The 11955-nt window shown below is 64.6% G+C and carries 14 protein-coding genes; 4 read left to right on the top strand and 10 right to left on the bottom strand.

Annotated features, from left to right (window positions below):
• The first annotated feature begins 9 nt into the window (after positions 1-9).
• Positions 10-834, top strand: coding sequence for an OXA-1206 family carbapenem-hydrolyzing class D beta-lactamase (gene blaOXA, locus AC3FLX_RS12760; protein ID WP_488696983.1), 825 nt, complete (start codon positions 10-12; stop codon positions 832-834).
• Positions 835-845: 11 nt separating this feature from the next.
• Here the strand turns inward: blaOXA and fliR are convergent, their stop codons facing one another.
• The 7 genes from fliR to fliL all read right to left on the bottom strand — a co-directional run bounded on the left by fliR (position 846) and on the right by fliL (position 5390).
• On the bottom strand, positions 846-1631 hold the full coding sequence (gene fliR, locus AC3FLX_RS12755; RefSeq protein ID WP_488696982.1) for a flagellar biosynthetic protein FliR: 786 nt from the start codon (positions 1629-1631) through the stop codon (positions 846-848).
• 31 nt (positions 1632-1662) lie between these two features.
• On the bottom strand, positions 1663-1932 hold the full coding sequence (gene fliQ / locus AC3FLX_RS12750; RefSeq protein WP_061958832.1) for a flagellar biosynthesis protein FliQ: 270 nt from the start codon (positions 1930-1932) through the stop codon (positions 1663-1665).
• A gap of 12 nt (positions 1933-1944) precedes the next feature.
• Positions 1945-2754, bottom strand: coding sequence for a flagellar type III secretion system pore protein FliP (gene fliP / locus AC3FLX_RS12745; RefSeq protein ID WP_488696980.1), 810 nt, complete (start codon positions 2752-2754; stop codon positions 1945-1947).
• Entirely contained in the window at positions 2751-3284 is a 534-nt protein-coding gene (gene fliO / locus AC3FLX_RS12740; RefSeq protein WP_488696979.1) for a flagellar biosynthetic protein FliO, read from the bottom strand. The genes fliP and fliO overlap by 4 nt, the downstream gene beginning before the upstream one ends.
• Positions 3281-3748 (bottom strand): flagellar motor switch protein FliN, encoded by a 468-nt coding sequence (fliN, locus tag AC3FLX_RS12735; RefSeq protein WP_488696977.1) that lies wholly within the window; start codon positions 3746-3748, stop codon positions 3281-3283. The genes fliO and fliN overlap by 4 nt, the downstream gene beginning before the upstream one ends.
• Complete coding sequence (gene fliM / locus AC3FLX_RS12730) at positions 3741-4751, bottom strand: flagellar motor switch protein FliM (protein WP_488696976.1); 1011 nt, start codon at positions 4749-4751, stop codon at positions 3741-3743. Before fliM ends, fliN begins: the two co-directional genes overlap by 8 nt.
• Positions 4752-4901: 150 nt before the next feature.
• On the bottom strand, positions 4902-5390 hold the full coding sequence (fliL, locus tag AC3FLX_RS12725) for a flagellar basal body-associated protein FliL (protein ID WP_124686087.1): 489 nt from the start codon (positions 5388-5390) through the stop codon (positions 4902-4904).
• 485 nt (positions 5391-5875) lie between these two features.
• Between fliL and acnB the strand changes: the two genes are divergently transcribed.
• Entirely contained in the window at positions 5876-8467 is a 2592-nt protein-coding gene (gene acnB / locus AC3FLX_RS12720; RefSeq protein WP_488696974.1) for a bifunctional aconitate hydratase 2/2-methylisocitrate dehydratase, read from the top strand.
• Between the two features lie 115 nt (positions 8468-8582).
• On the opposite strand, the gene AC3FLX_RS12715 is transcribed toward acnB, so the two are convergent.
• Positions 8583-9260: a Crp/Fnr family transcriptional regulator gene (locus AC3FLX_RS12715; RefSeq protein WP_488696972.1), complete on the bottom strand. Its 678-nt coding sequence runs from the start codon at positions 9258-9260 to the stop codon at positions 8583-8585.
• A 25-nt stretch (positions 9261-9285) separates the two neighbouring features.
• Between AC3FLX_RS12715 and AC3FLX_RS12710 the strand changes: the two genes are divergently transcribed.
• The gene (locus AC3FLX_RS12710; RefSeq protein WP_488696971.1) at positions 9286-9585 is read left to right on the top strand and encodes a hypothetical protein; all 300 of its coding nucleotides are present in this window, start codon (positions 9286-9288) and stop codon (positions 9583-9585) included.
• Positions 9586-9604: 19 nt separating this feature from the next.
• Here AC3FLX_RS12710 and AC3FLX_RS12705 read toward each other — a convergent pair whose 3' ends face one another.
• Together AC3FLX_RS12705 and AC3FLX_RS12700 are read right to left on the bottom strand one after the other, a co-directional pair.
• Positions 9605-10000, bottom strand: a complete 396-nt coding sequence (locus tag AC3FLX_RS12705; protein WP_488696969.1) for a hypothetical protein — start codon at positions 9998-10000, stop codon at positions 9605-9607.
• Positions 10001-10157: 157 nt separating this feature from the next.
• Positions 10158-10619, bottom strand: a complete 462-nt coding sequence (locus tag AC3FLX_RS12700) for a polyhydroxyalkanoate granule-associated phasin (RefSeq protein ID WP_488696967.1) — start codon at positions 10617-10619, stop codon at positions 10158-10160.
• Between the two features lie 396 nt (positions 10620-11015).
• Here AC3FLX_RS12700 and AC3FLX_RS12695 point away from each other — a divergent pair, with 396 nt between their 5' ends.
• Complete coding sequence (locus AC3FLX_RS12695; RefSeq protein WP_488696966.1) at positions 11016-11942, top strand: LysR family transcriptional regulator; 927 nt, start codon at positions 11016-11018, stop codon at positions 11940-11942.
• Positions 11943-11955 lie beyond the last annotated feature (13 nt).

Below are 11955 nucleotides of genomic sequence, written 5' to 3'. Positions count from 1 at the left end.
CGTGTTGATATGCAAAACAGACTATCCCGATGGTTCCTGCTGCCTCTGCTGCTCGCCTGCACGGCCGCTGCCGTACAGGCCGCCGAGGTTCCTATCGATGCCAAGCCGCTGTTCGACGCCGCGGGCGTCGACGGCACGATCGTGGTCTACGATGTGCGCCAGCAGCGCACGCTGACCTACAACCCCAAGCGCGCGGCCACGTCCTATTCGCCGGCGTCGACCTTCAAGATTTTCAATACGTTGATCGGACTGGAAACCGGCGCCGTTGCCGATGTCGACAACGACAAACTCCCCTGGGACGGCAAGGTCTGGATGCATCATGGCAAGCCGATCCTGCCAGAGGTCTGCAATGGCGACGTGGCATTGCGTGTGGCGCTGAAGAACTCGTGCGTACCGGCGTATCAGTTGCTGGCGCGTCGCGTGGGCTCCGCGCAGTACCGCAAGTATCTGGGTGCCGCGCATTTCGGCAATGCGGACGTGGATGGGCCGATCGACCGCTTCTGGCTCAACGGCCACCTGCGGATCAGCACTTACCAGCAGGTCGAGTTCCTGCGCGATGCCGCGGCCCACAAGGTGCCGCTGATCTCGGAGCGCACCTTCGAGGCGCTTGACGACATCCTGACCATCGAGCGCACGCCGGTGTACACATTGCGGGCCAAGACGGGATGGGCCACGTCCGGCAAGGTGGACGTGGGCTGGTGGGTGGGCTGGGTTACGCGCGGCGACGACACCTATGTGTTCGCGATGAACCTCGACATGCCGCAGGCCGAAGTGGGCGCCAAGCGGCAGGAAATCGCGCGCGCGGTATTGAAGCAGGTGGGTGCGTTGCCCTGATCGGTTGGTAACTACGGAGCAAGCTGGTCGAGCACCGTCGCCGCGGTCTGCAGGCCGGTGTCGACCAGATGCTGCATGTAAACCCCCATCTCCGGCATGCACAGCGCCATGACCACCATGCCGCCCAGCAGCGTGACCGGGAAGCCCACCGCGAAGATCGATAGCTGTGGCGAGGCGCGGTTCAGGATACCCATCGCCAGGTTCAGGGTAAGCAGCGCGGCGATCATGGGCAGTGCCAGCAGCGTGCCGGAGGCAAAGACCATCGATCCGGCACGCGCCACGACGCCCCAGCCGTGTCCTGACAGGGGCACGCCGGCGATTGGCACGCCCTGGAAGCTGTCGACCAGTGCCGCCAGCATCATCAGATGCCCATCGAGCGACAGGAACATCAACGTGGCGATGATGTTGAGAAAGCGCGACAGGACCATCGTCTGGCCGCCGGCGGAGCGGTCGTAGAACGAGGCGAACGACAGACCCATCTGCAGGCCGATGACTTCACCGGCCATTTGCACGGCCGCGAAGATCAACCGCATCGAGAAGCCCATCGCCACGCCGATGCCGATTTCGTTCAGGACCACCAGGAGGCCCTCATACGAATAGACCGGTGCGGCGGGAATGTTGCCGATGGTGGGAGATACGACCGTGGACAGGGCGGCGGCCAGCAGAATCTTGGCGCGGCGCGGGATGGTCGATTCGCTGAACAGAGGCGCGGTGGAGATCAGCGCCAGCAGCCGGAACATCGGCCACAGGAAGGCGGCAATCCAACCGTACATCTGGTCGGTGGTGACCTCGAACACGGCGCCGGTCCTGCTGTGGAGACGGCGCGCGTCAGTGCGCCAGGGCGGGGATGCCCTGGAACACTTCACGCATGTAGTCGACGAACGTGTTAATCATCCAGGGGCCGACCAGCACCATCGTCACGAACAGCGCGACGAGCTTCGGGATGAACGTCAGCGTCATTTCGTTGATCTGCGTCGCGGCCTGGAACAGGCTCACCACCAGGCCGGCCGCCAGCGCCACCAGCAGCAGCGGGGCGGACAGCATCAGCGTCATCTTCATCGCCTGCGTGGCGATCGTCATGACCATCTCGGGTGTCATCTCAGGCTCCCGTCAATTCATGAAGCTCTGCGCCAGGGACCCCAGCAGCAGTTGCCAACCATCGACCAGCACGAACAGCATCAGCTTGAACGGCAGCGAAATGGTGGCGGGTGGCACCATCATCATGCCCATCGCCATCAGCACGCTGGCGACGACGAGGTCGATGATCAGAAAGGGAATGAAGATCGTGAAGCCGATCTGGAACGCGGTCTTCAACTCGCTGGTCACGAAGGCTGGCACCAGCACCGAGAACGGTACGTCGTCCGGGCCCTGCATTTCCGGGATCTTGGCCATCTGCGCAAACAGCGCCAGGTCTTTCTCGCGCGTCTGGCGCAGCATGAAGGCACGTACCGGCACCGCGGCGCGCTGCGCGGCGGTCTCCAGGCTGATCCGGTTTTCGGACAGCGGCTTGTAGGCGTCGGTGTAGACCTTGTCGAACACCGGCGACATCACGAAGAACGTCAGGAACAGCGACAGCCCCACCAGCACCTGGTTGGGCGGCGACGATGCCGTGCCGAGCGCGTTGCGCAGCAGGCCCAGCACGATGATGATGCGCGTGAAGCCCGTCATCATCAGCATGCCCGCCGGCAGGAACGACAGGGATGTCAGCAGGACCAGCGTCTGGATCGACAGCGACCAGACCTGGCCGCCGCCCGCGGCCGGCTTGCTGGTGACGCCCGGCAGCGACTGTGCCAGCGCGGCATCGGGCATGAGCCACAGCGCCAGCGGCAACAGGGCCAGCAGGGCGGTAGCTAGGTGCGACGGACGCACGTGGGGCTTCACGGGTTGCCGCTCGACAGCGGCGGCACGCGGCGGGTTCATTTCTTGAGGTTTTCCTGCATGGCGCGCATCAGGCGTTCGCCAAAGCCGCCCTGCATCGGCGGGGTCGGGTGCAAACCGGTGGGCACGCCGCTGTCCGGCTGGGCCGGCAGCGTATGAAGGGGGCGGATTTCGTTGGGCGAGACGCCAAGCACGAGCCAGGTGTCGCCCACTTCCACGGTCACGACTTTCTGGCGCGTACTGAGCGCCAGGCTGTTCACGACCTTGATCGAAGCGTTACCCGTGCCGTGCCGCACCAGGCCCACGCGGCGCGCGAGCCAGGCCATGCCAAGGATCAGCGCGATGACCGCGAACAGACCCAGGCCTGCCTGGGCCAGGCTGGCCCCGCTGCTGATCGCCGGCGCGTTGCCGGCAATGCTGTGGCTGGAGGCGGCACTGCTGGCGGGATTTCCCGCCTGGGCAGTGCTGAGCACGACATCAGCGGCCTGCGCACCGGTTGCGGCAAGGCCCGCGAGGACCGTGCCGAAGGCAATGCGCGCGGCAGCTGCAAACCGGCGCGAGGCGGCTGTCATTTGTTGAGCTTCCGGATACGTTCGGACGGCGTGATGATGTCCGTCAGGCGAATGCCGAACTTGTCGTTCACCACCACCACTTCGCCCTGGGCGATCAGGTAGCCGTTCACGAGCACGTCCATCGGTTCGCCCGCCAGGCCGTCCAGTTCCACCACCGAGCCCTGTGCCAGTTGCAGCAGGTTCTTGATGGGTACCTTGGTGCGGCCCAGTTCGACGGTCAGCTGTACGGGGATATCGAGGATCATCCCGATATCGTTGTGGAAGCCGCTCGGCGCGTCCTGTGCCAGGGGCGGGAATACAGTGGAAGCGGCCGGCGTGGCGGTGGGCATGGCCGGAGCCAGCGGCGCCGCGGTGGCGGTGGCTTCGGCAGCAGGCGCCGTTTGCTCGGCGCTGGTCTGCTCAGCCAGGGCGCTGGCCCAATCGTCCATCGGATCGACCGGCTTGTCCTGAGTGCCGTCAGTCATGATCGGTTTCCTTGTTGGAATCGCTGTCTTGGTAATTGATCATTCGTTCCACGCGCAGTGCGTACTGGCCGTTCATCGTGCCGAAGCCGCACTGCATGACGGGTACGCCGTCGACCTTGCCGAAGATCTTCTCGGGCAGTTCGATTGGCAGTACGTCGCCTTCGCGCATGGCCAGAACCTCGGCCACGGTGCTGCGCAGGTGCGTGAATTCGGCCACCAGTTCCACTTCGGCGGCACGCAGCTGGTTGGAAAGCTGGCCGAGCCAGCGCTTGTCCACCTCGACTTCGTCCTGCAGCGGATTCATCAGCAGATCACGCAGCGGCTCGATCATCGAGAAGGGAATGCAGATATGCAGCTGTCCACCCACGGCGCCCAGTTCGATATGGAACGCGGTGGTGACTACGGCATCGTTCGGGCCGGCCACGTTGGCGAACTTGGTGTGCATCTCCGAGCGGACGTAGTCGAACTCGATCGGATGCACAGTGCGCCAGGCCTGGCTGTAGCTGTTCAGCGTCAGGTCGAGCATGCGGCGGATGATGCGCTGCTCGGTCTGAGTGAAGTCACGCCCTTCCACACGGGTGTGAAAGCGCCCGTCGCCGCCAAACAGGTTGTCGACGACCAGGAAGACCAGGTTCGGGTCGTACACGAACAGCGCGGTGCCCCGCAGCGGCTTCATGTGGACCAGGTTCAGGTTGGTCGGCACCGGCAGGTTGCGCACAAAGTCGCCGTACTTCTCGATCCTTACCGAACCCACCGAGATGTCGGCGCCGCGGCGGATGAAGTTGAACAGCGCGGTGCGAAGTGCCCGGGCAAAACGCTCGTTGATGATTTCGAGCGTATGCAGGCGGCCGCGGACGACACGTTCCTGGTTGGCCAGGTTGTACGGGCGCACGCCGCCTTCGTCGACGACTGGCGCGCTCGTCGCCGGCGTATCGGTTTCGCCCGATACGCCTTTCAGTAGTTCGTCTACCTCGTCCTGCGAGAGGAACTTGTCGTAGGCCATCTAGTGTCCTGCCCCGTGAACGGCTGTAAGGATGAAACGGTCCATATCCGGCTTCACACGTCGCGCATCACGCGGCGGCTGCAGGGAAGTTCGGCGGGCAGTTTCATATCTATCGGTTTGGCTCAGGGTTCGCGGTGCGGACAACAACGATTACTGCACCACGAACGAAGTAAACAAGACATCCAGGATCTTCTGCGGCGGCAGACCCGGGGCAAACGGCTGGCTGATCGCCGCCTGAATGTCCTGGGCCAGCTTGCGCTTGCCTTCCACCGTGGCCAGATCGCCCGGCTGGCGTGCCGAGAGCAGCAGCAGAATGCGGCTGCGGGCTTCCGGCTGATACTGCGCCAGACGTCCCTGGGTGTCGGCATCCGCCACCTTCAGCGACAGGCCGGTGTGCAGGAAGCGGTCGCCGTCCTCGCTCTTGAGATTGACGGTGAACGCATCCAGCGGCACAAAGATCGGCGGCGGTACCACCGGGGCAGCCGGAGCTGCCGGCTGATGATTGCTGCTCAGGATGCTGCCCAGGAAAAAGCCGCCAGCAGCCAGCACCACCACCAGCACGCCGCCGCCAATCAGCAGCAGTCGGCCGCGCTTGCTCGAAGTGCCGCCAGTCTGGGAGGGGGAAAGCGTGTTCGCCATGAGATGCCTGTGTCGGAATGCCTGCCATTCTTCCCGAATCGCAGGCAAGCAAAGGGCCGATAAAAAGGGGGAAACCCGCTTAGCTTGGCCGTTTGAGCCAGCGGGCGTCGGGCGCAGGGGCGCGACGGCGCGCCATTTGCGCCTGCATGCTGGTTAACGAATACCGGGCGCCGAACTTAAGACATGCATGAAGCATCGGTCCCCCTTTATGACCTAAATGTAATCATTAAGCCACTAAATAGGGGCTGGCGGGATGCGGTTCGCGCAGTCGGCGCGATGCGCGCGATCTGCGGATTTGCAACAGTCCTTCACCCGCCATCCCTTGTCACGCCGATAGTGTTCTCGTTTAACTCTTATATAAGATATAAGACATTTGATCTCGGGCAGACTTCGGATTACAATCACGCGGCAGCGGGCGGTCTTGCGCCGCCGGCCCACAAGAGACAAGGCAGTACCCGTTACAACCCTATTAACAGCAGGTTCCCATGCTTGATACCTATCGCGCACATGTTGCCGAACGCGCCGCGCTTGGCATTCCCCCTCTGCCGCTGACCGCCAAGCAGACCGCCGAGCTGATCGAACTGATCAAGAACCCGCCGGCGGGCGAGGAGCAGGCCCTGGTGGACCTGATTACCTACCGCGTGCCGGCCGGTGTGGATGACGCCGCCAAGGTCAAGGCCTCGTACCTGGCCGCCGTGGCCCTGGGTTCGGAAAAGACCGCGCTGATCTCGCGCGCCCGCGCCACCGAACTGCTCGGCACGATGCTGGGCGGTTACAACATCTCGCCGCTGATCGAGCTGCTGGACGATGCCGAAGTGGGCACCGTGGCCGCCGACGCGCTGAAGAAGACGCTGCTGATGTTCGACGCCTTCCATGACGTGAAGGAAAAGGCGGACAAGGGCAACGCAAACGCCAAGGCCGTGCTGCAGAGCTGGGCCGACGGCGAGTGGTTCACGAGCCGTCCGGAACTGCCGCAATCGCTGACGATCACCGTGTTCAAGGTGCCGGGCGAGACCAACACCGACGACCTGTCGCCGGCCCCGGACGCCACGACGCGCCCGGACATCCCGATGCACGCGCTGGCCATGCTGAAGAACAAGCGCGAAGGCGCCGCGTTCCAGCCGGAAGAAGACGGCAAGCGCGGCCCGGTGGCGTTCATCGAATCGCTGAAGGAAAAGGGCAACCTGGTGGCCTACGTCGGTGACGTAGTCGGTACGGGTTCGAGCCGCAAGTCGGCCACCAACTCGGTGCTGTGGTTCACCGGCGAAGACATCCCCTTCGTGCCGAACAAGCGCTTTGGCGGCGTGTGCCTGGGCAGCAAGATCGCCCCGATCTTCTACAACACGATGGAAGACGCCGGCGCGCTGCCGATCGAGCTGGACGTGTCGCAGATGGAAATGGGCGACGTCGTGGAACTGCGCCCCTATGAAGGCAAGGCCCTGAAGAACGGCGCCGTGATCTCCGAATTCAAGGTGAAGTCGGACGTGCTGTTCGACGAAGTGCGCGCCGGCGGCCGCATTCCCCTGATCATTGGCCGCGGCCTGACCGCCAAGGCCCGCGAGGCGCTGGGCCTGGCACCGTCGACGCTGTTCCGCCTGCCGCAGAACCCGGTCGACACCGGCCGCGGCTATACGCTGGCCCAGAAGATGGTTGGCCGCGCTTGCGGTCTGGTCGAAGGCAAGGGCATCCGCCCGGGCACGTACTGCGAACCGAAGATGACCTCGGTGGGCTCGCAGGACACCACCGGTCCGATGACGCGCGACGAACTGAAGGACCTGGCCTGCCTGGGCTTCTCGGCCGACCTGGTGATGCAGTCGTTCTGCCACACCGCCGCGTATCCGAAGCCCGTCGACGTGAAGACGCACCACACGCTGCCGCAGTTCATCAGCACCCGTGGCGGAATCTCGCTGCGTCCGGGCGATGGCGTGATTCACTCGTGGCTGAACCGCATGCTGCTGCCCGACACCGTGGGCACCGGCGGCGACTCGCACACGCGCTTCCCGATCGGCATCAGCTTCCCGGCCGGTTCGGGCCTGGTGGCCTTTGCCGCCGCCACCGGCGTGATGCCGCTGGACATGCCGGAATCCGTGCTGGTTCGCTTCAAGGGCAAGATGCAGCCCGGCGTGACGCTGCGTGACCTGGTCAATGCGATTCCGCTGTACGCGATCAAGCAGGGTCTGCTGACCGTGGCCAAGCAAGGCAAGAAGAACATCTTCTCGGGCCGTATCCTCGAAATCGAAGGTCTGCCCGAGCTGAAGGTGGAACAGGCTTTCGAACTGTCGGATGCCTCGGCAGAGCGTTCGGCCGCCGGTTGCTCGGTGCGCCTGAACAAGGAACCGATCATCGAATACATCAACAGCAACATCACGCTGCTGAAGTGGATGATCGCCGAAGGCTACCAGGACCCGCGCAGCCTGCAGCGCCGTATCAAGGCGATGGAAGCATGGCTGGCCGATCCGAAGCTGCTGGAGCCGGATGCCGACGCCGAGTACGCCGCCGTGATCGAGATCGACCTGGCCGACGTGCACGAGCCGATCGTGGCCTGCCCGAACGATCCGGACGACGTGAAGACGCTGTCGGACGTGGCTGGCGCCAAGATCGACGAAGTGTTCATCGGTTCGTGCATGACCAACATTGGTCACTTCCGTGCCGCATCGAAGCTGCTGGAAGGCAAGCGCGACATCCCCGTGAAGCTGTGGGTTGCTCCGCCGACCAAGATGGACCAGAAGCAGCTGACCGAGGAAGGCCACTACGGCGTGTTCGGCACGGCTGGTGCGCGTACCGAAATGCCGGGCTGCTCGCTGTGCATGGGCAACCAGGCACAGGTGCGCGAAGGCGCCACGGTGATGTCCACGTCGACGCGTAACTTCCCGAACCGTCTGGGCAAGAACACGAACGTGTACCTGGGTTCAGCCGAACTGGCCGCCATCTGCTCGCGCCTGGGTCGTATCCCGAACAAGGAAGAGTACATGGCCGACATGGGCGTGCTCACCGCCAATGGCGACAAGATCTACAAGTACATGAACTTCGACCAGATCGAAGACTTCAAGGAAGTGGCTGATTCGGTGACGCTCTGAGCGTCTGCGTTCCCCCGCGGCGACAACGGGGAACGGACCGAAGGCTGATGAACCCCGCAGGCGTGCAAGCGTCCGTGGGGTTTTTTCTTTTGGGCGTCACGACCTTCGCCCGCCATCATCGGTCGCGCGTGCCGCGTGCGAGCGCTTCGAGTTCGGCGGGAGCCACGACGTGCCACCGCCGGACCTTCCCGGCAAGATAGCCAAGCTTCTGCCAGTCGGCCAACAGCCGGTTCAGCGTCTCGGCGCGCACGCCAAGCTTGGCCGCCAGTTGCCGCTGGCTCAGCGGCAACTCGACGTGCGGGCTGGCAATTTCCACGAGTCGCAGCAGATAGGCGGCCAGGCGCTGCTGGGCGGTGGTGCTTGCCAGGCTGTCGACATCGTCGATGCGCAACGTCAGCGTCTGCGCGGCCAGGTGCAGCATGCCCACGGCCAGCGGCGGGTGATCCAGGCAGGCCTGGCGCAGTGCCGCGCGCGCGAGCCGGCATAGCGTGCTGTCCACGGCCGCGCGGGCTTCCACGGGATACCGGGGCTGCTGCAGGAACATCACGATGGCACCCAGCAACTGGCCAGGTTCCACGTGGTGAATGACCCGGTCTTCCCCGTCGATGCCGATGCGCAGCGTGTTGATGCGACCTTGTACGACCAGGTACCAGTAGTCCGCCTGCTGGTGCTGCCTGAAAACGCGCTCCCCTTTTTCCAGATGATGGATGGATGCCCGCGCGAGCAGGCGCTGGCTCACGGCGTCCGGATGCAGGAGCGGATGGGCGGACAGCATCGCCCTCGCTTCGCGCATCCCCGGTGCCGATTCAGGTCTGCGCGTGGGCGATTCGGGCCACGGCCTGTACGAGCGGATCAGCCTGACCGACGCGACCTGGCGTCGGCATGGCGACCTTGTGACGCCACCGGGCGCGATGTCGGTAGTCGATACCGTCGACGGCCGGTCGATCCTCTATGACGATGCGACGAGTGGCGATGGACGCCGGATCGTATCCACGCTCGACCCCTGCTATCACCACGGCAGCTATTTCATGCCGGCCGCCTCGCGCTTTCTGCGCGGCTTTCTTCCCTGGCTGAAGGATGGCGCACCCGCGCCTCGCGGCCGCACCGGGCGGATCTGACTGCCGGATCTGGATCGGGTTACTTGGACTTCGCGCCGTCGGTATAAGGATCGGGCTTGCCGGTCTTCGCGCCGTCAGTGTACGGATCGGGCTTGCCTACCCGCGCACCATCGGTGTATGGGTTGTACTTGTCCGACTTGGCGCCGTCCGTGTACGGATCTACCTTGGCCGACGGTGCCAGGTCAGTGCGGGTCGACTTGTTCGCGCCATCGGTGTATGTGTCGAACTTGCCGGCCTTGGCGCCGTCGGTGTAGGGGTCCGGTTTGCCCTTGGCACCGTCGGTGTACGGATCGGCCTTGCCCGCCTTTGCACCCTGCGAGTACGGATCGAACTGCTTGGTCTGCGCGTGCGCGAGCGGCGTCATGGCCACGGCTGCCGCGGCGACGATCAGGCTGGAAAGAATTGTCTTGCTCATGGGAGCCTCGCCAGATTGGGGGCGCGATTCAGGGGCCCGCCCGAGTGCGCCCTTCAAGCCATCGGGCAGGCGGCATGACGCAAGGCTGAATTTGCTGTCTCTGCAAGCATAGTCGTTGAGATAAAAACGCGCCGTTACCGTCCGTAACGGCTCGCCGTCAGTGCGAACCGTTCTTGCGCGGGCGCGCCGTCTCACGTACCTGGACTGCCGGAACGTCGACCACTTCGCCGCTGGCCGTGGCCACCGCCGTGACATCCGGCATCACGGGCATGGCGGGCAGCAGCACGGGCAAACCGAGCATGTGGCCCCAGGCATCCATCCACGCGCGCTGCGTGGCCGCGCTCAGTTCCAGCATGGCGGTGGCGTAGTGCAACGGAATCGACAGCAGCGGCATCTGACTCGTCCACTGGCGCGCATAGAGTTCTTCCGGGTCCTGCGGGACGAAGCACGACGCCCAGTCGAACTGCGCCTCCTCGACGATGGATTTCGTGAAGTCGGTGTTGAGTCCCATGAGCTTCTGCCAGTTCTCGATCATCTTGTCATCGAACGACGCGAATGCCTGGAACGCAAACGGTGGCATGGGCCAGTTGGCCCAGAGGGCCGTCGGATTGCTTTGCATGCTGGAAGACTCCGGTTGGAAAACCTGTGAGAAAAGTGCTGCAAGCGGGGGATCTGCCGGTCTATCGAGCATGCGAGACCGGGTCGGGTGATGAGCGCATCACGGCATCCCCAGGGGCGACCTCCACATCGTCTTCGATGAAGAACCGTGGGTCAACCGGCAGATGGCCAGCGCGCCTTCTTGATTCACGATGCACGGCTGGTACGGATACCGCGCGACCAATCGCGCGGCCGCAATCCGCCGAAGCCGCGTCCTACGCCGTTGCAAAAGGGCAAGCAAAAAACGCGCGAAGCATTTGGGCGTGCATGACGGCGCAGCCGTGGCTGGTGCGTCACGCGGTTCACTGTTTGCGTGCATCACAGGCACAATAACGGCTCTTCGTGACGGGGATGGGAAATGGAACTGCGGCAACTGCGCTACTTCGTGCACGTAGTGGAACTTGGCAGCATGGGCCAGGCTGCCCAGCGGCTGGGTGTGGTCACGTCCGCGCTGAGCCAGCAGATCAGCCGCCTGGAAAGCGAGCTGTCCACGCGGCTGCTTCAGCGCACATCCACCGGAGTGGTGCCAACCGACGCCGGGCTGGCGTTCTGGCGCCAGGCGCAACTGGCATTGCGCCACGCGGACGATGCCGCGCATGCGGCGCGTACCGCGCGACTGTCCGGCCACGTCAGCGTGGGCATGGCACCAAGCACGCTGGCCGTGCTTGGGCCGTCATTCATGATCGCCATGCGCGACCGCTATCCCGATATCCGCCTGCATCTCGTGGAAAGCCTGTCCGGCGGACTGGCAACCATGATCGGCGCGCGCCAGCTCGACCTGGCGGTGCTGTTCCAGCTGGAACCGGGGCAGCGCTGGAGCAGCGTGCCCTTGCTGGAAGAACGCCTGTTCGTGATCGCCCGGCCCGATCAGCCTGGCCTGCCGGCCGCGCGGACGATGCGGCTGGACGAAATCGGCGATGTGCCGCTGATTCTGCCCAGCGGCGCGCATGGCCTGCGTGCCGTGCTCAATGCCGCTTCGGCCCGCAGCCAGCGGCCGTTGAACGTGGTGGCCGAGATCGACGGGCTGGCGGTGCTGATGGATGCCGTGCGCGCGGGCATCGGCGCGACGATCCAGCCGGGCGCCGCGGTGGCACGCCATCTGGGCGATCCGCTCACGCTGATCGAAATCTCGGATACCGGCGTGAGCCGGCCCAACTTGCTGGTCAGCCTGTCCGACGACGAGCTTTCGCCGGCCGGGCTGGCCGCGCGCAGTGTGCTGGAGCAGGTGGCGCGCCAGCTGGTGACCGACGACCGCTGGCCCGGCGCTACCCTTCACAAATCCTGAACACGGTACGCCG

This window comes from Cupriavidus sp. 291-E7 (assembly GCF_057798835.1).
This window is presented reverse-complemented; position numbering and strand designations above follow the sequence as displayed.

Coding starts and splice junctions, on each gene's coding strand:
- blaOXA (WP_488696983.1), top strand. CDS start 10: ATGCAAAACAGACTATCCCGATGGTTCCTGCTGCCTCTGCTGCTCGCC.
- fliQ (WP_061958832.1), bottom strand. CDS start 1,932: ATGACACCCGAGATGGTCATGACGATCGCCACGCAGGCGATGAAGATG.
- fliP (WP_488696980.1), bottom strand. CDS start 2,754: ATGAACCCGCCGCGTGCCGCCGCTGTCGAGCGGCAACCCGTGAAGCCC.
- fliO (WP_488696979.1), bottom strand. CDS start 3,284: ATGACAGCCGCCTCGCGCCGGTTTGCAGCTGCCGCGCGCATTGCCTTC.
- fliN (WP_488696977.1), bottom strand. CDS start 3,748: ATGACTGACGGCACTCAGGACAAGCCGGTCGATCCGATGGACGATTGG.
- fliM (WP_488696976.1), bottom strand. CDS start 4,751: ATGGCCTACGACAAGTTCCTCTCGCAGGACGAGGTAGACGAACTACTG.
- fliL (WP_124686087.1), bottom strand. CDS start 5,390: ATGGCGAACACGCTTTCCCCCTCCCAGACTGGCGGCACTTCGAGCAAG.
- acnB (WP_488696974.1), top strand. CDS start 5,876: ATGCTTGATACCTATCGCGCACATGTTGCCGAACGCGCCGCGCTTGGC.
- AC3FLX_RS12715 (WP_488696972.1), bottom strand. CDS start 9,260: ATGCGCGAAGCGAGGGCGATGCTGTCCGCCCATCCGCTCCTGCATCCG.
- AC3FLX_RS12705 (WP_488696969.1), bottom strand. CDS start 10,000: ATGAGCAAGACAATTCTTTCCAGCCTGATCGTCGCCGCGGCAGCCGTG.
- AC3FLX_RS12700 (WP_488696967.1), bottom strand. CDS start 10,619: ATGCAAAGCAATCCGACGGCCCTCTGGGCCAACTGGCCCATGCCACCG.
- AC3FLX_RS12695 (WP_488696966.1), top strand. CDS start 11,016: ATGGAACTGCGGCAACTGCGCTACTTCGTGCACGTAGTGGAACTTGGC.